At 59.1% G+C, this 20,793-nt stretch carries 20 protein-coding genes and 1 riboswitch; of the genes, 4 read left to right on the forward strand and 16 right to left on the reverse strand.

The genetic code is table 11. The features are described 5' to 3' along the window. Positions 1-90: 90 nt before the first annotated feature. Positions 91-1,233 carry a phosphotransacetylase family protein gene (locus ET418_RS06485; protein WP_149306765.1) on the forward strand — a complete coding sequence of 381 codons (1,143 nt, stop codon included), beginning with the start codon at positions 91-93 and terminating at the stop codon, positions 1,231-1,233. Between the two features lie 280 nt (positions 1,234-1,513). Here ET418_RS06485 and ET418_RS06490 read toward each other — a convergent pair whose 3' ends face one another. The 16 genes from ET418_RS06490 to ET418_RS06565 form a co-directional block, all read right to left on the reverse strand. Further along, positions 1,514-2,080 (reverse strand): hypothetical protein, encoded by a 567-nt coding sequence (locus ET418_RS06490; protein ID WP_149306766.1) that lies wholly within the window; start codon positions 2,078-2,080, stop codon positions 1,514-1,516. A 22-nt stretch (positions 2,081-2,102) separates the two neighbouring features. Continuing rightward, on the reverse strand, positions 2,103-2,861 hold the full coding sequence (locus ET418_RS06495; protein ID WP_149306767.1) for a PDZ domain-containing protein: 759 nt from the start codon (positions 2,859-2,861) through the stop codon (positions 2,103-2,105). Between the two features lie 114 nt (positions 2,862-2,975). Then, positions 2,976-3,914 (reverse strand): REP-associated tyrosine transposase, encoded by a 939-nt coding sequence (locus tag ET418_RS06500; protein WP_149306768.1) that lies wholly within the window; start codon positions 3,912-3,914, stop codon positions 2,976-2,978. A 49-nt stretch (positions 3,915-3,963) separates the two neighbouring features. Continuing rightward, positions 3,964-4,281, reverse strand: coding sequence for a hypothetical protein (locus ET418_RS06505; protein WP_149306769.1), 318 nt, complete (start codon positions 4,279-4,281; stop codon positions 3,964-3,966). Positions 4,282-4,750: 469 nt separating this feature from the next. After that, positions 4,751-5,332 carry a nicotinamidase gene (locus tag ET418_RS06510; protein WP_149306770.1) on the reverse strand — a complete coding sequence of 194 codons (582 nt, stop codon included), beginning with the start codon at positions 5,330-5,332 and terminating at the stop codon, positions 4,751-4,753. Positions 5,333-5,334: 2 nt separating this feature from the next. Beyond that, the gene (locus ET418_RS06515) at positions 5,335-6,762 is read right to left on the reverse strand and encodes a nicotinate phosphoribosyltransferase (RefSeq protein WP_149306771.1); all 1,428 of its coding nucleotides are present in this window, start codon (positions 6,760-6,762) and stop codon (positions 5,335-5,337) included. A 242-nt stretch (positions 6,763-7,004) separates the two neighbouring features. Continuing rightward, positions 7,005-8,624, reverse strand: coding sequence for a methyl-accepting chemotaxis protein (locus tag ET418_RS06520; protein WP_246152971.1), 1,620 nt, complete (start codon positions 8,622-8,624; stop codon positions 7,005-7,007). 78 nt (positions 8,625-8,702) lie between these two features. Then, positions 8,703-9,929, reverse strand: coding sequence for an EAL and HDOD domain-containing protein (locus ET418_RS06525; RefSeq protein ID WP_149306773.1), 1,227 nt, complete (start codon positions 9,927-9,929; stop codon positions 8,703-8,705). A gap of 47 nt (positions 9,930-9,976) precedes the next feature. Next, positions 9,977-10,471, reverse strand: coding sequence for a chemotaxis protein CheW (locus ET418_RS06530; protein WP_149306774.1), 495 nt, complete (start codon positions 10,469-10,471; stop codon positions 9,977-9,979). 119 nt (positions 10,472-10,590) lie between these two features. Continuing rightward, positions 10,591-10,670, reverse strand: a riboswitch (cyclic di-GMP riboswitch). A 124-nt stretch (positions 10,671-10,794) separates the two neighbouring features. After that, a complete protein-coding gene (locus tag ET418_RS06535; RefSeq protein WP_149306775.1) occupies positions 10,795-10,998 on the reverse strand; it encodes a SlyX family protein in 204 nt (67 codons plus the stop codon). 183 nt (positions 10,999-11,181) lie between these two features. Further along, on the reverse strand, positions 11,182-13,299 hold the full coding sequence (gene ovoA, locus ET418_RS06540; RefSeq protein WP_149306776.1) for a 5-histidylcysteine sulfoxide synthase: 2,118 nt from the start codon (positions 13,297-13,299) through the stop codon (positions 11,182-11,184). A 307-nt stretch (positions 13,300-13,606) separates the two neighbouring features. Beyond that, positions 13,607-14,038 carry an archease gene (locus tag ET418_RS06545; RefSeq protein WP_149306777.1) on the reverse strand — a complete coding sequence of 144 codons (432 nt, stop codon included), beginning with the start codon at positions 14,036-14,038 and terminating at the stop codon, positions 13,607-13,609. Positions 14,039-14,040: 2 nt separating this feature from the next. After that, entirely contained in the window at positions 14,041-15,498 is a 1,458-nt protein-coding gene (locus ET418_RS06550) for an RtcB family protein (protein ID WP_149306778.1), read from the reverse strand. A 66-nt stretch (positions 15,499-15,564) separates the two neighbouring features. Next, a complete protein-coding gene (locus tag ET418_RS06555; protein ID WP_149306779.1) occupies positions 15,565-16,494 on the reverse strand; it encodes a DMT family transporter in 930 nt (309 codons plus the stop codon). Positions 16,495-16,563: 69 nt separating this feature from the next. Then, complete coding sequence (locus ET418_RS06560; RefSeq protein WP_149306780.1) at positions 16,564-16,899, reverse strand: cupin domain-containing protein; 336 nt, start codon at positions 16,897-16,899, stop codon at positions 16,564-16,566. A gap of 43 nt (positions 16,900-16,942) precedes the next feature. Further along, positions 16,943-17,317 (reverse strand): cupin domain-containing protein, encoded by a 375-nt coding sequence (locus ET418_RS06565; RefSeq protein WP_149306781.1) that lies wholly within the window; start codon positions 17,315-17,317, stop codon positions 16,943-16,945. A 279-nt stretch (positions 17,318-17,596) separates the two neighbouring features. Between ET418_RS06565 and ET418_RS06570 the strand changes: the two genes are divergently transcribed. The 3 genes from ET418_RS06570 (at position 17,597) to ET418_RS06580 (ending at position 20,491) form a co-directional block, all read left to right on the forward strand. Further along, the gene (locus ET418_RS06570) at positions 17,597-18,430 is read left to right on the forward strand and encodes a sulfide/dihydroorotate dehydrogenase-like FAD/NAD-binding protein (protein ID WP_149306782.1); all 834 of its coding nucleotides are present in this window, start codon (positions 17,597-17,599) and stop codon (positions 18,428-18,430) included. Beyond that, positions 18,427-19,833 (forward strand): NADPH-dependent glutamate synthase, encoded by a 1,407-nt coding sequence (gltA, locus tag ET418_RS06575; RefSeq protein ID WP_149306783.1) that lies wholly within the window; start codon positions 18,427-18,429, stop codon positions 19,831-19,833. Before ET418_RS06570 ends, gltA begins: the two co-directional genes overlap by 4 nt. Positions 19,834-19,984: 151 nt before the next feature. Next, positions 19,985-20,491, forward strand: coding sequence for an FKBP-type peptidyl-prolyl cis-trans isomerase (locus tag ET418_RS06580; protein WP_149306784.1), 507 nt, complete (start codon positions 19,985-19,987; stop codon positions 20,489-20,491). Positions 20,492-20,793 lie beyond the last annotated feature (302 nt).

Raw genomic sequence — 20,793 nt, forward strand, 5'->3', positions numbered from 1 at the left:
CTACAGGTATACGTGATTGGTAATCACGAAGCCGCTCGCTATACTGAACGCGTTACACGTATGTCTTGTGCGTTCAGGGAGTATTCGTCCATGTGCAAAAAGCTCTTCATCGCCGCCACCGGCCAGAACTGCGGTAAAACCACCATCAGCCTCTCGCTGATGCATCTGGCGCGGCAGCGGTATGAACGGGTCGGCTATATCAAGCCGCTGGGTCCCAAATGCTTTGAGTTCGACGGCGTCATCGTGGACAAGGACGCGGCCCTGATGGCTCAGGTCTTTGGCCTGGAGCACGAGATCGCCCTCATGTCGCCATTGGTCATCGGCAAAGGCGCCACCAAAAAATTCGTGGACGGCGAGTTGTCCCGTGAGTGGGCCATGGAGAAGGTTGCCACGGCCTGCCGGGAGTTGGAATCACGCTACGATCTGCTCCTGATCGAGGGGGCGGGCCACGGCGGCGTCGGCTCGGTTATCGGCCTCAACAACGCCGACATGGCCAAGCTGCTGGATGCGCCGGTCGTGATGGTGGCGGGGGGGGGCATCGGCAACGTTATCGATTCCGTGCGGCTCAATCTGGCGTTGTATGAGCAGGAGGGCGTAGATGTACGCATGCTGTTGGTCAACAAGCTGCTGGCGGAAAAGCGCGCATCGTCCCTGTCCTACCTGGAACGTTATTTCGAGAGCAAACAGATCCGGGTCTGCGGGGCCTTCGATTACTCGCCGGTCCTGGCCGACCCGACGCTGCAAAATGTCGCCAAATTGCTCGAACGGCCGTTGATGGGGGACCAGAACAAGAAGATGCGCATCATCCATCACTTCCAGTTGGGTGCCGCCTCCTCCCAGAAGGTCATCGACAACCTGCGGGAATCGACCATGCTGATTTCCACGAGTTCCCGTGACGAACTCCTGGTCACCCTCTCGTCGCTGTACAACATCCCTTCGTTTCACAAACTGATCGCCGGGATGGTCATCCCCGGGCATGCGCCGGTGTCGGCCATCACCCAGCGGATCATCGACGACAGCGGCATCCCCTATATCCGCATCGAGCAGACCACGGCCGAGGCCTTCACTGCGCTGAGCGGCCACGTGTCCAAGATATCGGCCGAGGACACCGAAAAGATCTCGCTCATAACCAGCCAAGCCGAGCAGGCAATCGACTTCGACGCCATAGAGACGCTTTTCGAGAGCGGTGCGCCGCCGGCAATCGACAAGATGCCCCTTGCCCGGGCGGCGTGAGGATATACCCTTTAATTAAGAAAGGCGGCCAAGCGGCCGCCTTTTTTATTTATACCAGTGTTTAAATATAAGCCTGTTGCCATTCCAGAGCTATTCGGGCTTCACACTAAATTCGCAGCAGCTTGATTGGCGCATGTCAGACCATTTCGCAAACAAAATCGATATTCAAATCGCTAAATAAGATTCGAGTCCGTACCGATTCCCCAGTGCGGACAATTGTGGGCACTGGATTGAGTGTCTTGAAATGTAACGCCATAAGCCTGACCGGCCGGTCTTGGCGCTAGTTGGACATTGGTCGTTTTCGTTCAAATAAGCTACACAACTTACAAGCTATCCATCCGCATTCCTTGGTTTTAGTAACCTTGCCAGTTTTTGCTTCAGTTTTTGATTTATCCCACTCTTGCTTGAGCAACTCCTGTACTTTATTTTCTAGAATTTGTAGGTTACTAATAACAAGCGCACGCTGGGAAGAAACAAGTCCATCAATGACATTAGCCGCCGAAACCATTATTGCTGCATCAAGTTCGTGTTTCTGGTCTGGGTTTAATCTGAGTTTTGTCAAGATGCGAAGTTCTTGAAGCTTCGGAATGTTTATCTTAGTGGGGCCTTCGAGTTGTTCGTAGCATACACGACAAAACTCTGCGATTGTATTCCGCATCTCAGTCCGCCACTTTGCTCGCTCAACGGTAACGGTGTTAATGAATACATTTTTGTTGTTGTTCCGCGAGGTAAAGAAAGCGGTGAGAGCCACACCAAATAATGCAAGCAATGCACCTGTTAATGATGCTACTAATGTAAACATGCCACTGACTACGGCACTGTGTAGTTGTGTTGCTAGATCGTTCATTTAGAGTTTTCCTCTTTAATGACTATGGATTTGCTAAAAAAACGACGATATTTTTTTCGATATTGTTGCGGATTACCTTAAAAACCACTTTGTCGGCTGTCTGTGGGATATCAGTTAACAATTGTACTAAATGTTCATTTCCTTGGACACTCTTACCATTTATGCCGATTACCAAATCACCAGGAACAATATTCGCGATATAAACTGGTGAACCTTCAACTGCGGTACGTACCACAACTCCAGAGTTTCGTTCATACTGTTTCCTTTGATCTGGCGTAGGATCATCGGTAAACAATCCAAATCTTAATTTTTTGGAATTCTTTGCCAAAAATAAAGCACTCTGGTTGTATCGCAACTGTTGACTGCTCATCGAGGTAACGTTCAGACCTCCTATGCCGTTTGGCATAACTAAAGGCGAACTGGTTTGTTGAGTAGTCAGAAAACTCGAAGTCTGTAATACAAGCGTGGCTTTAACGTCAATTGCCTGACTTATAAAGTTCTCATCTGATTCCATTCCTCCGTTAAAATGGGACTCTCCAATTAAGAGGTAATTTTTTCCAAGGTATCGGTCATATTCGCGCCTCAGATCATCGGTCTTCACAATGACGGGAGATTGGCCTTCCTTTAATGTTTCGAGATTTTTAAGACCACTCTCGTCCATTCGCTGAGCATAAAACTTGCTGTATCCGCTAGCACAACCTGACAACAGTACCAACAGCGGCAAGAGAACCGTTAACCGCACGAAATTCCTTTTACGTGATCCATAAAATAAATTCTTCATTTATCAATTTCTCCTTTATTGGCTCCGAATTATGCCGTTGCACACCAAGATGGAGCCTTTGTCTTGTTGTTCAATTCGTTTAGCAAAATAAACAGGGGGTCAGGTCTCCAAAACTCAAATTTTAAGGATTGACTTCACACGTTCAACATCTTCTGACAATCTTTTGTCCACTTCCATTTTTCTTGCCAGCAGGCGGTGCGCTTCCGATATCGCAGTTTCCCCTACGCCGAACTGCTCGCCAATTTTACGTAACTTCTTGCCGCTATACTTATGGCAAAGATACATTCCCACCTGTCGGGCCAGTTTTGTGTTGTCGCCTATTATTGCTGCTGCGGCCTCGATTATTTCCGCCGGTTCGGGAGAGGCCTTTAGTCGCCGGATTTCCGGGACCGACCTGTCCACATCCTTTCCCGCAAGGTGAGCTGCCGTAATCTTTTCCAGGAAACCGGGCGTGCCTAACACGGTGGTTCCAGATACGCTCCTGGCCGGGTTATCGTATTCTTTCCCAAGCAGACTTTCGACAAATCCGCGATATTTCTTCTTTGCTTCCGCTTCACGTTTTCCAAAATATTCAAGTATCACCTTCGTCTGAAGCCACGCGGGCGCGGAAGCTTGGCCCGTATAGTACTGATAGCTTGACCACCGATATTCTTCCGGGCGCGCTACCATCCCGACTCTCACCGGGTTCAGATGTATGTAGCGGCTCAGTTCTTGGGCGTATTCATCAAATTCCACGAGCAATGCCTTGTACCTCCCCTGAAACAGATGCCCGGCCCGTTTTCGCTTGGTGTTGAAATAGGTGGTGTACGCTCCGTTTATGTGATGCATGATCTGGGACAGGTTCCCTGCCGGTGTCTCCAATAACAAGTGGTAGTGGTTACTCATCAGGCAATAGGTATGGATTATCGCCCCATAGCGTTCTGCCGATGATTCCAGATAGTCCAGGAACTTTTCACGATCCTTCTGGCTTTTGAAAATATCCTTACGCTCGTTGCCTCTCGATGTGACATGGTAGAATGCTCCCGGATACTCAATTCGCAAAGATCGCGCCATGGCAATCCCCTTTGGCTGATAAATTTATTTACCAGATCAAAGCATACCATCATATTTGAATTTTGGAGACCTGACCCCTTGTAAGTTTTTTATCTCCGCCCATAAGTTCCATTTCGACAGGGACAAGCCGAAGGCTATGCGATTCGAATTCGCCATTGCCTCTTTTCCACCATTTAGTAATCGAGGCATAGCCGTTTTCGTCTATTTCTTCAATCTTGAATGTCTCACCAACCATCGATATAATGTCTTCTTGTTCTTCTTCGGTTAAATATCCAAATAACGACATATCGAGACTCAACAGACGAACCGAGTCTCCCACTTTTAGTAGTTTTCCTGCTTTATCTTTTGTGGTTCTGTTGGTTTCCATTCGTCCTCAGTTCTTCAGCCAAAGAACTAATATGGGGTCACCCATTAGAAAACTAACATGGGGCCAGGTCTCCAAAACTCAAATTTTAAGTGACACCCTCTAAGGGTCAGCTCTACATTCTACATATTTTCAACCTACCCTTTAACACCGCCGATCTCTGTGCACTTTCTCTTGCCCTTCTACACCCCGCAAACTCAAATTTCAACGCAAAATCAAAATGTTAATAAAATTAACACAAAACTTTCACCACCCTCAACCTTCTGTTTTCACATAAAAAAAGGCCCCAAAACCTGCTTGGGAGCCTTTCATTGTATCATTTTGATACAGAGAAAATTGTATCAGTGAGGACACTCACTTACAAAAAAACAACGGAACTGTGACCAAAACAAAGGTACTGTTTGTCTTCCCCCTTTGTCAAAGGGGGGAACCGGCGCCAACCTGTTCTTTGGGGTATAGTCGTCCTGGGGTACTATATCCCGTCAACCGTGGCAAAGCGCACCCCGGCTTCCGCCATCTCCTCCAGGGCTCGGGCCGAATCCCCCGGTTGCAGCTCCACCCCGGCCACGCAATCCGTCAATAGCGTCACCGTGAGGCCCGCCCGTACGGCATCAAGGGCCGACGAGCGCACGCAGTAGTCGGTGGCCAGGCCGCCGATGTAGAGATGCCCCACCCCCAATGATGCGAGGCACGACCCGAGGGTGGCCCCATCATCGTTGATCCCCTCGAAGGCCGAATAGCTGTCACGATCCGGGTCGATCCCCTTGGAGATAACCGTCGTGCCCGGCGGCAGACGCAGGTCGGGGTGAAAGGCTGCCCCCGGGCTCCCCTGCACGCAGTGGGGCGGCCACATCCCGCCGTACTCCTTGAAATGCCTGGTCACGGCGGGATGCCAGTCGCGGCTGGCAAATACCGGCAGCCCGGCCCCCCTGAACCGTTCCGCGGCCCGGCTGAGCGGCACCGCCACCCGGTCGCCGTCCGGCACGCCGAGCGCCCCGCCGGGACAGAAATCGTTCTGCACATCCACGATTAACAGCGCACTGCCCCGTTCCATGGCTATGCCCCCTTTTTGCAGACTTCGCCGATCAGCCGGCAGCGCAATTCATTCAGGCGGGGAGACACCGAGACCTTGTAGCGGTGGGGGTTTATGAAACGCTGGCACCCCTGGGGGAGCAGGGCCAGTTCGCGCCGGCACCGGGCGGTCATGGCACCGAGCGGCTCCACGGCAACCGTGCGGTGCCCCTCTTCCATGACCACTTGCCGCAAATCGGACAGCTGGGCACCTTCGGGAAGGATCTTGTGCTGCAGTGGGTTGGTCGGGTCATAGACCGTTTCGCCCGGCTGCAGGTCATCCTCTGCCAGGCAGATCACGTCCTGAATGAAAGCTCCATCCGGGCCGGTTGCCCGCAGGAGGCGCTTCTTCCCCGGCAGGGTTGCCTTGGCCATGTCGCTGGTCACCTTCAGCTTGGGTTGCCCATCAACCCGGACCAGCTTGTAGACCCCGCCCAGGGAAACGCCGCCCGCCCCGGAGCAGGTTGCCAGCTTGGTGCCCACCCCGTAGACATCTATCCGCCCCCCCTCGTTGCGTATGGACTCGATCACATACTCGTCCAGCTCGTTGGATGCCACGATGAGCGCATCCGGAAAGCCGGCTTCGTCCAGCATCCTCCTCGCTTCGCGGGACAGGTAGGCCAAGTCGCCGGAATCGATGCGGATGCCCCGCAGCTCGTGGCCCCGCTCCCGCAATTCCCGCGCAACGATGATGGCGTTGGGCATGCCGCTTCCCAAGGTATCGTAGGTGTCGACCAACAGGATGGTGGCGTCGGGGAAGACCTTGGCATAGGCGCGGAAAGCGGTCAGTTCGTCGGGGAAGGCCTGAATCCAGCTATGGGCATGGGTCCCCCGCACCGGCAGGCCGAAGGCCATGCCGGCCAGGACATTGCTCGTGCTGCCGGCTCCGCCCACACAGGCGGCCCGGGACGCGGAAAGCCCGCCGTCAGGCCCCTGGGCGCGCCGCAGGCCGAACTCGATCACCTCGGCCCCACCGGAGACATGGCAGATGCGCGCCGCCTTGGTCGCCACCAGGGTCTGAAAGCTGATGATGGTAAGGAGCGCCGTTTCCACAAGCTGGGCCTCTGCCAGAGTCCCCTCCACCGTCAGAATCGGTTCGTTGGCAAAGACCAGCGTCCCCTCCGGCGGCGCGGTCACCCGGCCGCGAAAGCGGAAGCCACGCAGGAAATCGATAAAGCGGGGGGAGAACAGGCCGAGTCCCGCCAGATAGGCCAGTTCCTCTTCTGAAAAACGCAAACCTTCCAGAAACTCCAGGGCCGGCTCCAGACCGGCAAAAACGGCATAGCCCCCCTCAAAGGGGTTGGTGCGGAAAAAGAGGTCGAATACGGCCTGTTTTTCCGCCATTCCCTCATCCAGGTAGCCGGCCAGCATGGTCAGTTCGTACAGATCGGTCAAAAGAGGTGAATAGCGCATGATGCTTCTCCTGGGATACAGCAGTAATAATCGCCGGGCTGCGTGGGCTCGCGCACCGGGCCTTCCGGTAAAGTATACCATGGCGTCGCCGGCAACCGGCAACCATAACGCAAAAGGGAGATGCGGAAAGAATCCCGCAACCCCCTTTGGCCGTTTCGTGCAAACGTACAGGCTTTTTATTCACGCGTCAAGAGCACCCGAGCATGCCCGGGACGCTTTCCGGTTGGCAAACGATGACTGATTTACGCTACTTTAAACTGGCTGACCATGCGTTGCAACTCCTCCGACATGGCCGACAGGCTCTTGGCTGCTTCTGCCGTTTCACCCGCGCCTCGCGAGGTTCTTTGCACAACGGTGGTTATTTGCATCATATTGCTGCTGATCTCGCCGGTCGTAGCGGTCTGTTCTTCGGCGGCGGTGGCTATCTGGTTCGCCTGCTGGGTGACGGCGTTGATCTGCTCCAGAATATCCCCAAGCGCCTTCCCCGAGCGACCGGCCTCCTGGGTTCCCCGCTCAACCTCGCTGTTGCCCTCTTCCATGGCTGAGACAGCGCTTTTGGTCTCGCTTTGAATGGACTTGATCATGTCCGAGATCTCTTTGGTTGCGCGCGTCGTCCGTTCGGCAAGCGCCCGGACTTCATCGGCGACAACGGCAAAACCGCGTCCCTGCTCGCCGGCACGGGCCGCTTCGATGGCGGCGTTCAAGGCCAGAAGATTCGTCTGATCGGCGATATCTTCGATGGTCCCGACGATAGCGCCGATCTGGTCTGAGCGTGCGCCAAGGGACTCGACGGTCTTTGCCGCACTCTTGACGCGCTCCGCTATCGAGCCCATAACGGCAACCGTCGCCTGCACCACGCCGGAGCCTTCCACGGCGGCATCGTTGGCGCGCTGTGCGCTCTCGGCCGCCATATGGCAATTCTGGGCGATGTCGTTGGAGGTTGCGGCCATCTCCTCGCCGGCGGTCGCAACGGTGCTGGCCTGGGCGACGACCTCCTCGGAGCCTTCCGCCATCAGGTGCGCCGTACTCATGAGCTGCGTTGAGGCCGAAGCGACCTTGCTGGCATCGGTGATGAGCTGGAGCATGATGTTCTGGAACCTGTCGACGAAGTCATTAAAGTGGGCGCACAGCTGCCCCAGTTCATCCCTGCTCTCATACGCGACGCGACGGGTCAGATCCCCGTCGGCAATATGGGTAATGGAGCCCACGATCTCGCCCAGAGGCCGTTTGATGCTGCGGGTGATGGCTAAGGCGGTCAGGATGCTCAGGATAAGTGCCACCACTCCAAGGCCATACATCACCTCCATGGCTGTTTTAGCGACATCTTTGGCGCTCGCCACCCGCAGGTTGACCCGCTTTTCGTAAAAATCCAGCAAGGCATCGGCGGCTTGGGTCGTCCGCCCGATTGCCGCTTCTCCCTCGCTGCTCATCAGGGATTTGAACAGGGCGGCATCACCGGCCAGGGCCGCGTCAGTGAGTTTTTTATTAACCTCATCCCCAGAAATAGCGACATTTTTAAGTTTTTCAATCAGCTTTTTACCTTCAGGGGTCTTGGTGTTTTTTTCGACAAAGACAATATTGTCGCGATATGTTTTCCGGTATTCCTCGATGCGGGCGGTCAATTTTTCCCGGTCCGCAGGGGTGTCGGCCAGGATCAGCCCCTTGATGGATTCATCGATGCTTTTGAGGTTCATCTGCGCTTTTGCGACCCTGGCGCTCAGTTCGCTGACGCGATTGACGTTTTCCAACTGGTCGCCACTCGTGTAGAGACCGTTGACCGCCGTGGCGATCACGATGACCAGCAAGAGCGAAACGATAGAAAATCCCGCCAGCAGGCGGGTTCCGATGGTCAGATTTTTCATTACTACCTCCTGGAATATGGCTTCAGCGCCAATAACAATGCAATTTTCTTTTCTGCTTACCGGCATGGCACGAGGGTGTCACGCCGCCCCCACATGCCAATTGAAGGCCTTTCTCTGGCAGTCCAGCACCGACAGGAGCGGGATGCCCAGCACCTCGAAACATTCGGCGGCCTCGCCGAAGGCGTTCTCCTCAAGCATTTTTGCCAGGGAGAGCAGGACGCTCATCTCACCTTTGCGGTCCGATAACGCGTTGCGGATGTCGTCGGAAAGCCCCAGGCTGGTCACCACTTCGTCCATGGGAATTTCGTACACGTCCTTCAGCACCGAGAGGATGCCGACCATGAACGCTTCGTCGGGAGCGCACGTGTCGATGCGCGACGGCGTGCGGGCCAGCTCTTCCATGAAGGTGGCACGGGCCACCGCCAGGTGCATGATCGGGTTGTCGGCGCCCTGGCGGCCGTCACCGGCGAAGAGGGCTATCTGCACCCATCGTTTGAGTTGCTGCCGTCCGATGACGGTGAGGGCGTGGCGGATGGTGCGAATCTTCTCGTGCAGGCCGGCGGCGACGGAGTTGACCAGCATGAGGAGTTTGTAGACCAGGGCCGGGTTTTCCTTAAAGGTGGCCTCGATCTCACTGGTCTCGGCGTCGGTGGCCAGTTGCTGCATGAGGGTGAGGAAGCCGGTGAGGGCGTTTGCCACCCGCTGTTTTTGGATCAGGCTGGGGTGGGCGAAGAAGTACCCCTGGAACAGTTCCATGCCCAGGCTGCGGCAGCGCAGGAAGACGCCACGGGTTTCGACCTTTTCGGCCAGCAGCTTGACCGGGTAGCGCCGCAGGCGTTCCACCATGGCGGGGAGGTCGGTGAGGGGGGTCTTCACCAGGTCGATCTTGACGATGTCCACCAGGCCGGCGTAGAGGGGCTCGAAGGCGGGGCTGTATTCGTGGTCGTCCAGGACCAGCCGGTAGCCCCGGGATTTGAGCGCCCGGCACCGTTTGACGATTTCGGGGTGGGGTTCGACGTTTTCCAGCAGTTCCAGTCCGATCCGCTCGGGGGGCAGAAGTTCGATGACGTCGCTCATGAGGAGCTCGGTGTCCACGTTGATAAAACCGTGCTGCCGGCCCAGGAGCGTTTCGATGCCCATGGCGGAGAGGGTGGCGACGATTACCTGGGAGCTGGCCCGCAGCGGGCTCGAGAACCGGGCGGACGTGACCGAGTCCGGCGATCTGAAGAGCAGCTCGAAGGCCGCTATCTCTTCCCGTCCGTTCAGGATCGGCTGTCGGCCGATCAGATATGCTTCATCCGGCATTGCTTCCTCTGTCTGGTTGTGGGCGCCCCTGTCCGGGGCCGTCATGGTCAGCACTCGCCCAGGTACTCCCGTTCGGTCCGGGAGAGCATCTTGTCCGGGTCGAGCAGGATGAGCATGCGGTCGGCCCGGTTGACGACGCCGACGATGAATTCCTGTTCGAGGCCGCCGCTGGTCATGCTGGGGGGCGGCTGGATCTCGCTGCCGGTGATACGGATCACCTCCGCCACCGAGTCGACGATGAAGCCGGTCAGGGACCCGGCGATGTCGATGACGATGATACGGGTCTGGCTGTCGCTGGCTGTCTCGGCCAGGCCGAACCGCTTGCGCATGGACATGATCGGGATGACCTTGCCCCGCAGGTTGATGATCCCCTCCACGTAGGGCGGGGTGTTGGGCATGTGGGTGATGGTGGTCATGCGGATGATCTCCCGCACCTTCAGGACCTCAACCCCATATTCCTCGTTGCAGATGTTGAAGCTGACCAGTTGGGCCAGCTCACTCGACCCGCCAGCCCCTGTTATCGGTACCAGTGCGTTCGACATTGACTCTCCTTTCGGCGCTCCGCGCCCAATCCGCAGACAGGGATAACGATCATGTTACAAAAAAAGGCCCAACCTTTTACGCAAAGGTGGGCCTTGTCACAATGGTCGTATTGTGTCACTTCGGCGGCCCCTCTATCCAGTCGAAACTGGACAGGTAGCTTTGCGTCGCCAGGTTACCCTGGTTTTGCCTCTTCGATGAGATTGATTAACGATTAAAAATACACTAGGAAAAATACGAAAGCAAAATCGTATACCACGAATCCATGGTCAAAACAAATTATAAATGTTTTATTAATAAACTAATTAGGTGCCACCCTATTCCCTCAGTAATGGGGTGGCGGCTCCTCCTCGTCGGCGCTACGGTTGATGGAAGGCGCCAGCAGGCGGAGCTGTTCGCGAATCAGGCTCTGCTCCCGCACAAGCCGTTCAATGGTCATCTCCTGGCGGCAGACGGTGTCGTTCAATTCCTGGATGGTGTGTTCCTGCTGCATGAAACGCAATTCCAGTTCGGTAATCCGTTCGTTCATGGTTCCCTCCATAGTAGACTGTGAAAAACCAAGGTTTTCAAAAAATAGCCAGATCGCCGCATCCGCTCGACAAGCCCTGAGGAGGCGTAGCGGGCCTACTCCGCCGAAGCAGCTTTGGCTGCGAAGGCCGGGCGCTACGCCGCACGAAAGGTCTTTCGAGGACGAAGGTCTGACGGCTGTTTTTCAACAACCTCCTTTCAACTCCCATACGGTCATCTCGGCAATGGTGTGCTGGAACTTGCGCCGAGTCTCGCGAATCACAAAGGGGATGTCGCGCGGTTCGCCCAGCATGCGGAAACGGGGGGCCAGGGCACTCTTCAGCCCTTCCAGCGAGGTAACGTTCTCGCCCGCATCCTTGTACCCTCCGAGCCACTCTTCTTTTTTGGTGAACTCCTCCAGCCAGGTGTAGGGAGAGGTGATCACCAGCACCCCACCCGGGTTGATGCGTTCGTGGATGGTGGAGAGGAAGCGGCGGGGCGAGTAGAGCCGGTCGATCAGGTTGGCCGCCAGCACCAGGTCGTAGCCGGTGAATTTTTCCGGCAGGTTGCAGGCGTCGGCCTGAAAAAACTCCACCCGGTCGCGTCCCCCCTCCAATCCCAGGTCGACCAGGCCGACCTCGTGGAACGAGAGGATTTCGCCCTCCTCCGGAAAGGCATAGCGCAGATAGCCTTCCTCCTGCATCCGGGCCGCCAGGCGGAAGAAGCGGGTGGAAAAATCCAGCCCGGTCACCTTTTGAAAGCCGCCCCGGGCCAGTTCGAAAGAGGCACGCCCCAGGGCGCACCCCAGGTCCAGGGCCCGCCCCTTGGAGCGTCCCGCCATCGCCTCCAGGCAGAGCTTTGCACAGGTCGCCGGAAAGTTGGCCACGCCGAAGTGTTCCGCCCCGTAGTGGGCGTCGCAATATTGGGCCGTCAGGGTGTCGGTCTCGTACTGGTCCTGATGGACCTCCACCGCTGCCGTGCTCTCCACGTAACGGAACCCGGCGTGCTGGAAGAAATGCCTGCGGAAGGCATAGCGCGAATCCCGCGTCGCCTCGTTGCCGGTGGAGATCCACGAGCCGCCCTTTATCAGGTTGTGGCGGGTATCGAAGGTCGGGGTTGAGAAATCGTCGTACCACGGATGAATTCGGAAGCCGTGGAAGGGGTAGATGGGGGTTTCGGTCCACTGCCACACATTGCCCACCACGTCGTAGAAATCGCCGGAACGGAAACGGTCCACGGGGCAGGACGACGACCAGTGCTCCAGATTGATGTTGCCCGGCGCCTTCTCCCACCAGGGCTGGTCCGGGATGGCGCACACGTCCCGGAGCCGGGTCCATTCGTCCTCGGTCGGCAGGCGGATGGGGAGGCCGGCAACGGCCGCCTTCCAAGCGCAGAAGGCTTTGGCCTCCAGGCAGTTGACCTCCACCGGCCAGTTCCAGGGGAGATCGATCTCCAGGGCCATGGTGCGCAGCTTCCAGCCGCCATCGTTTTTGATCCAGAAGAGCGGATGCTCGGCCCCTTTGAACTCCCGCCAGTTCCACCCCTCCTCGGTCCACCACTTCCGCTCCCCGTAACCCCCGGCCTGGACAAAGGCCAGGAACTCCCGGTTGGATACCAGGCATTGGGAAGCCTTGAACCCGGCTACCGTGGCCTCGTGGCGGCCGTACTCGTTGTCCCAGCCGTAAAGCGGATGATCCGCGGCCTTGCCTAGGACCACCGCCCCCCCCGCGACCTGAAGCAGCCGGTTTTCCGGCGGTTCCCCCGCCTCGGTGCAGATCGCCCAGAAGGGAAGCTGCGCCACTTGGTCGATGGGCAGTTGACGGATCAGCACCGACGAGGTTTCCAGGTGGATACGCTCGTGTTCGATGCCCATCATGACGGCCCAGAACGGATCGTCCCAGGTAATGGGCAGTTTGAGCGGCAGGCGGCGGATCAGGCCGTCCACCAGTTCCCGGACCTTGTCGCGGTACTCCTTGACCTCCTGGCGGGTCGGCCAGTCGTAGTGGGTGGCATCCAGGTCGTCCCAGGACATCTCATCAACCCCCACGGCGAACAGGGATTCGAAGCGGGGATTGATGCGGCTGTCGATCGCCTTGGCGATGGTCAGCTTGTTGATGAAAAAGGTTGCGGTATGGCCGAAGTAGAAGATCAACGGGTGCCGCAGCCGGTCGGCCCGCAGGTAAAAGGTGTCGTCATGCCGGAGCGTCTCGTAGAGCTTCTCGTCGATGTCGAACGTTCGATGGAAATAATCCAGGATCTCGGCCCGTTTCTGCTCCGGGTCCCCTTCGTTGAGGATGGTGGTGCGGGTATTCTTAAGGTCCATGGCATATCCTCTCTCTTCATGACGGAAGATGACTCGTGCGTAGAGCAGTATACCCCAAGAGGGGCGAGCGGCAAGCGATACAGCCTGATTGAAGGAAATGACCTGAGTCCGCGAGGCCGGAATGCCGCACTGTTCGGAAGAGCCGGAGCCCGCACGTTGCCCCTGTCGTGGCACGTCACTCATGCTGCCGGCCCTCCGATGGGTTGCCGGCATCTTCTTAGAGGCAAAGGCTGAGGCCTTCCGGACACTGCGGCATGGAGGCGTCACGGATTCAGGAATAACAAAATGCCTGCCGTGTTATGCAGTGCTACACGTCCAGCACCACCACGGCGCGCCAGATCCCGGATTCGAAGGCGACCCGAAAACGATGCAGGGTGACCGCCTTGACGTCCACCACCAGGGGATGCCGCTGCCGGTCGATCCACTCGCCTTGCAAGGCCGCATCCAGCCGGAAGCAGCCGCCCTTTTCCACGATCAGTATCTTCTGCGGGTGCAGCAGCAACCGCCGGGCATCCTTGAGAAAGATCAATTCCTGCAGGAATGAAAAGAGCAGCAGATCAAGCTCCCCATCCTCCAAGACGATGGAGATCTTTTCCCGGCGTTCCACTGCCTCGGGATTGTGGACCATGGTCTGCAGAAGGGCTGTTGCAGCGGCGGCAAACAGCTCTTCCCGCGTCTCCCCCCATGCCTCGAAGGCCACGTCGGCCGTGGCGATGTCGTCCAGAAACCGGTAGGGCATGGCTATCCCTTGATGTTGCCCATGGGCACCAGCTTGACCACCCGCCGGGAGAGCCCAGCCTCTTCGGTGGCAGCGGTAACCAGGTCGATATCCTTGTAGGCAAAACCGGCCTCTTCGGCCAGGCCGCCCCAGGAATCGGTACGCACGTAGATCCCCCGCTGTTCCATCTCGCCCAACAGTTTCTGTCCCCTGACCATCTTCTTGGCCTGGTGGCGACTCATGGTACGGCCGCTGCCGTGGGCCGTAGTGAAGAAGGTAGCCGCCGCCCCCGCCTCTCCCGCCAGCAGGTAGGAACCGGTCTCCATGCTGCCGCCGATGATCACCGGCTGGCCGGTCTCGCGGTAGCAGTCGGGGATGCCGGCCATGCCGGGGCCGAAGGCGCGGGTGGCCCCTTTGCGGTGCACCAGCACCTCCCGCATCGTGCCGTCCACCAGATGACGCTCCAGCTTGGCCGTATTGTGGGCCACATCGTAAACCATGCGCATCCCCAACTCCTCGGGGGAACGATGGAATACCTGGGAGAACACCTCCCGCAGGCGATGCAAGATCACCTGGCGGTTGGCGAACCCCATGTTGACGGCGCACTTCATGGCTGCGAAGTAGGCCTGCCCCTCGGGGGAGCGGAACGGGGCGCAGGCCAACTCCCGGTCAGGGAGATTGATGCCGTACTTTGCGGTCATGACCCGCAGGAAGCTTTGCAGGTAGTCGGTGGCCACCTGGTGGCCAAAACCGCGGCTGCCGCAGTGGAACATGACCACCACCTGGTTGGGGATGGTGATGCCGAAGGCGCGGGCCGTGGCGGCATCAAAGATATTTTTGGGCCGGGCAACCTGGATCTCGCAGTAGTGGTTGCCGGAGCCCAGGGTGCCGATCTGGTCGAAGCCGCGCTCGATGGCCTTGTCGCTCACCGCGTCGGGATCGGCGCCGCCGAAGCAGCCCCCCTCCTCGGTCATCTCCAGGTCCTCGGGCCAGGCGTAGCCTTTCTCCCGGCACCAATGGGAGCCCTTTTCCAGCACCTGGCGGAACTCGCTGCGGGAGCAGTGCACGAAACCGGTGCAGCCGACCCCGGTGGGGATGCGGGCAAACATCAGGTCCACCAGTTGGTGCAGGCGCGGCCGCACCTCCTCCTCGGTCAGGGAGGTCAGCACCAGGCGCATGCCGCAGTTGATGTCGAAACCGATCCCGCCGGGAGAGATCACGCCGTTCATCGGGTCCATGGCCGCCACGCCGCCGATGGGGAAGCCGTACCCCCAGTGGCCGTCGGGCATGCAGTAGGCGTATTTCAGGATGCCGGGCAGGCAGGCCACGTTGGCCGTCTGCTCAAAGACCCCCGCCTCCATGCCGGCCAACAGCCCTTCCGTGGCGATGATCCGCGCCGGGACCAGCATGCCGTCCTTGTATGACACGGGGAGTTCCCAGACCGTGGGGGCAACCTTGCGTAGTTGGGGAGGAAGGGACATGGCATACTCCTCCTTCCGGGGATATCTATTCTGTGAATGAAGTATATCACATTGGCTGGATGCCGTTCAGTCCGCCTTCAGGCGGACCGTCCCGCCGCACACCCCGGCGATGACCAGCATGCCCCCCCACAACTGGGGCCACCCGAGCCGTTCCCCCAGGAGCAGGGCAGCCAGCAGGGTGCCGAAAACCGGCACCAGATTGACGAACAGGGCCGCCCGGCTGGCTCCCAGGGCCTGGACCCCTTCGTACCACCAGACAAAGCCGGCCACCGTGCCGAGCAGGGCCAGTTGCAGGATGGCCACCCACCCCAGGATGCTGAAACGGTGCGGCCCGGCCCCGCCCAGCGCCTCCAGTACGGCGGCGGGGATCAGGAGCAGGGTGCCGGACAGGGCGGCATAGGCGGTCGCCACCAGGGGCGAAAAGGTGCCCATGGCCCGCTTGCCCAAAATCGAATAGGCCGCCCAACTGAGCGGCGCCCCGAGCAACAGCAGATCGCCGTGGTTGAAGGTCAGGGTGCGGAGCACGCCGAGATCGCCACGGGTGACGATCACCCCGACGCCGGCCAGGGAGACCGCCAGCCCGACACCCTGGAGCGGCCTGATCCGCTCCCGCAGCCACCAGGCGGACAACACCGCCGTGAGCAACGGATTGATGGCGACGATCAGGGAGCCGTTGGCCGCGCCGGTCAGTTTCAGGCCGCTGAAAAAGAAGGCGTTGTAGCAAAAGATCCCGGTCAGGCCAAGGGAGGAGAGTGCCAGCACCTCACGGAGGCTGCGGGGCACCGGCACGGTTTCTCCCCTGCGCTGCGCCTGCCGGGCCACCAGCGCCATCAACACCACGGCCGCGATCGCAAAACGACAGCTTGCGGCAAAGAACGGCGGCGCTTCATGCACCGCAAAACGGGCGGCCACAAAGGTGCCGCCCCAGAAAAAGGTCGTCAGAACCAGCTTGAAATAGATCCCTGCCCTGCCGGCGTGCTGTGGGTCACTCGTCACCCTGATGTTGGCCCCCGATCATAGTATTCTATTCCCTCTAAGTATATGCGAAGAGTATCTGCCAGGTTGCTAACGGCCATTCCCGGGGATATTGACCGACACCAGGGTAAGCTCGTCGCTCCCGGTATTGCGGTAATAGTGTTCTTCACCCGCCTGAATGCGGACCGTCAGCCCCGGCCGTATGGCCGCTTCCTCACCGGCCACCCCAACCACGCCCGAGCCGGACAGGAAGTAGAGCAGGTGCCCATAGGCGTCGTGATGTGCCGTAAAGCCGTTCCCCGGCAAGACGCGGGTAACGGTCATGGTAACCCCTTCGTTGAGGATGGTCGTGCCCAGCACCCCGTGGGCGACGTCCGGCCGCACCTGCTTCCACGTCTGCGCGTCGATGTCGATGAATCTGCCCATGGCCGCATATCCTTTCTGCCCGCGTCTGTAATCCCGCCCAAGGTCAGCGAGCTGCCCTGGCGTAGTCCACCATGCCCTGAAAGTCTACCACGACGGCCGTCTCGTTGCCAACCACCCAGGCATCGTGCCCCATGGGCAAAAGCGACACATCCCCAGGCCGGCAGTCGAACTCGTTGCCGTCATCCATGACCACATGCAGTGTGCCGGCAACATGGTATTGGAAATGGGGGGCCTCGCAACTCCGCGTATTCGCCAGCGGCTGTACCGACGTCAGCCAGCGCCATCCCGGTTCGAACACCGCCCGCCCCACCGTTGCCCCGCCGATCGTGATCAATTCGAGCCTCCCCTTTGGAAAGCTCCTGACCTCATCCGGGGCTGTGAAGCTTTTAACCTCGGCTTTTTTCCCTGTCGTTTTCATGGCGTGCTCCTTGGTCCATGTACAGACACCATCGTCTGTATCTGATCTGATTGTCCTCCCGGGGGCGGGGCATGTCAAGCCAACGCTCGCCGGGGTACGCCGGACGCCCCGCGGGCCGTTTTCGGGCCGAATTGCCCCACGAGAAACGCAACATTTTGCCACGTAAGCGGATCGTCACCTGGAGCGCGCAGGCCGTATACAATCTTGTGTTTGCTTCACCATGTCGGATACCATAACGTCGGCCTTCGGGCCGTATATCTTATTTGGGCAGGTATTGACATGTTTGAAGTAGTAAGCAACGACGTCCTTGCACCGTCTCTCCACCGCATGGTGGTCAGAGCCCCGCGGGTGGCGGCGTCCCGAAAACCGGGACAGTTCGTCATCGTTCGTTCAGCACCGGGGGAAGAGCGCATTCCCCTCACCATCGGTGACGCCGACAACGCAGCCGGCACCATCACCCTTTTCATTCAGGCTATCGGCGCATCGACGCGCACGATCGTCGCCATACCTGCCGGCGGCTTTCTGCGCGACGTGGCCGGACCGCTCGGTCTGCCGACCCACATCGAACCGTGGGGACGGGTGGCCTGCATAGGTGGCGGCGTGGGGACGGCGGTCCTCTACCCCCTGGCCAAGGCGCTTGCCGCGGCGGGCAACGACGTAACCACCATCATCGGCGGCCGCGCCGAGTCCTACATCATCCTGAAGGACGAGTTGTCGGCCTTTTCCAAGGAGGTGCTGGTCACCACCGAGGACGGCAGCATGGGGCGCAAGGGGTTTGTTACCGCTGAACTGGCCGACCTGATGGCCAATCCGAACACCTGCCCCCGGGCGGTGTTCGCCATCGGCCCGGTGCCGATGATGCGGGCCGTGGCCGAGCTTACCCGCCCCTTGGGCATCACGACGATCGTCAGCCTCAACCCGATCATGATCGACGGGACCGGCATGTGCGGCGGGTGCCGCGTGCTGGTTGGAGGCGAACCGAAGTTCGCCTGCGTGGACGGGCCTGAATTCGACGCTCACAAGGTAGACTTCGAAAACCTTTTTGACCGCCTTTCCACCTATCGCGGCCATGAGGCCGCCGATTGCAAACTGAACAGGCAGGTGCAGCCATGACCACACCCATGACAACCAAGGAACGTCTCGCCATTGACCGGGCCAGGATGCCGGAATTGGCGGCGACCATACGCAGTGCCAACTTTGAAGAGGTCAACCGCGGGCTTGCAGAGGACGATGCAATCCGCGAGGCGCAGCGCTGCATCCAGTGCAAGAACCGCCAGTGCGTCGAGGGGTGCCCGGTCGGGGTATCGATCCCGGAATTCATAGGACTGCTGGCGGACAACGACCTGCCCGGCGCCGCCCGCATCCTGCAGCACGACAACGCCCTCCCCGCCGTCTGCGGCAGGGTCTGCCCCCAGGAAAGCCAGTGCGAGGCCAAATGCGTGCGGGGGATCAAGGGCGAGGCCGTGGCCATCGGCTACCTGGAGCGTTTCGTGGCCGATTGGGCCATGAAAAACGCCGCCCGACTCGGCGCGGAAACGCCCCCTCCCCCGGCCGGCAAGAGGGTGGCCATCGTGGGGTGCGGTCCGGCCGGACTCACCGCGGCAGGCGAACTGGCCCGCGCCGGTCATGGCGTGGTGATCTTCGAGGCGCTGCACGACACCGGCGGGGTGTTGCGTTACGGCATCCCCGAATTCCGCCTCCCCAAGGCGATCATCGACGTGGAGGTCGACCGCCTGCGGGCCCTGGGCGTTATGATCGAATGTAACGTGATCATCGGCAAGACCCTCACCCTGGCCCAACTTCGCCAGGAATTCGATGCGGTGTTCATCGCCAACGGGGCCGGTCTGCCGACCATGCTCAACATCCCGGGGGAGAACCTGAAGGGGGTCTACTCGGCCAACGAATACCTGACCAGGGTCAACCTGATGGGGGCCGGACGCCTGGCAGAAGCCAGCACGCCGATCATCAAGGGGCGCAACGTGGCGGTCATCGGCGGCGGCAATACGGCCATGGATTGTGTGCGCACCGCCCGGCGACTGGGTGCGGAACGGGCCATGATCATCTATCGCCGCAGCGAGGCCGAGATGCCCGCACGCGTGGAGGAGATCAAGCACGCCAAGGAGGAGGGGGTGGAGTTTCTCATGCTGACCGCGCCGGTGGCCATCCTCAGCGAAGGCGACGGCTGGGCGACCTCCCTTCGCTGCCAGCGCATGGAACTGGGGGAACCGGACGCCTCGGGTCGGCGCAAACCGGTACCGGTGGAGGGGGCCCAGTACGATGTCCCGGCCGATGTGATCGTCAACGCGGTCGGCACGGGGGCCAACCCGCTCCTGACGGCAACGGCTCCCGATCTGGCCCTGAACAAGTGGGGCAACATCGTTGCCGACGAGAACGGCCTTACCAATATTGAGGGGGTCTTCGCCGGCGGCGACATCGTCCGGGGCGGGGCGACCGTCATCCTGGCCATGGGGGACGGCAAACAGGCCGCAGCGGCCATCTCCGCCTTCCTGTCCTGACCGTGGGCGGCTCCGGCGGTCGGAGCCACCCGCCAACCCAGGCGTTGTGGGGGTCTGCACGATTTTTGTAGACGAATGACCATCTTCTCTCGTACCTTAGAGAAAGAGACAACGGCGATGAGCCGCATTACAGATGAGAGGTATGAGACACATGGCACAGGCAAAACAAGGCGACAAGGTAAAAATCGACTACACCGGCACGCTGGAAGATGGTACCGTTTTTGATTCAACTCTGGAGAGCGAGTGCGATTCCGATGAGTGCGGTTGCGAGGAAGATGGCGACTGCGGCGATGACGATTGCGGGTGCGGCTGCGAAAGCGGGCCGATGACACTGACCATCGGAGAGGGGGAACTGTTTCCCCAAGTCGACGAGGCCCTGGTCGGCATGGCCCCGGGCGACAAGAAGACCGTCGTTATCCCGGCCGCCAGCGCCTTCGGCGAGTACGACAAGGAGCGGATCTTCACCGTACCGCGCAGCGATCTCCCGGACGATCTGGACCCGGTGGTGGGCGACGAACTGGTGCTCGCCAATGAGGAAGAGGAAGAACTGGGCGTGATGGTCATCGAGGCAAACGCGGAGAGCGTTACCTTCGACGCCAATCATCCCCTGGCCGGCGAGGATCTCACCTTCGAAGTATCGTTGCTGGAGATACTGTGAGGCGTTGAGACATCGTCTCGCATAACCACGTGGAAAAGGCGACCTTCGGGCCGCCTTTTTCTGTTGTGGACAGGTTCTGCGGTCCAACACCTGCCGGACATCCCGGCATGAAGCTCAAATTGAAATTGTACACTGAAATAAATTATTTAACAGTCTTTTCATATGTATTTCCAGGAGGTATACTGTATTTACAGTAGCGCTACTGGAACAGACTGCCACGACAAGGAGGGGGAGACATAGCGGAAGTTTCACCCGAAAATCAAGTTGCAGCAGAGACCCGGCAGGTGGTGCGGCCGGAATAG

The organism is Oryzomonas rubra, assembly GCF_008369015.1.
Classification (GTDB): domain Bacteria; phylum Desulfobacterota; class Desulfuromonadia; order Geobacterales; family Pseudopelobacteraceae; genus Oryzomonas; species Oryzomonas japonica.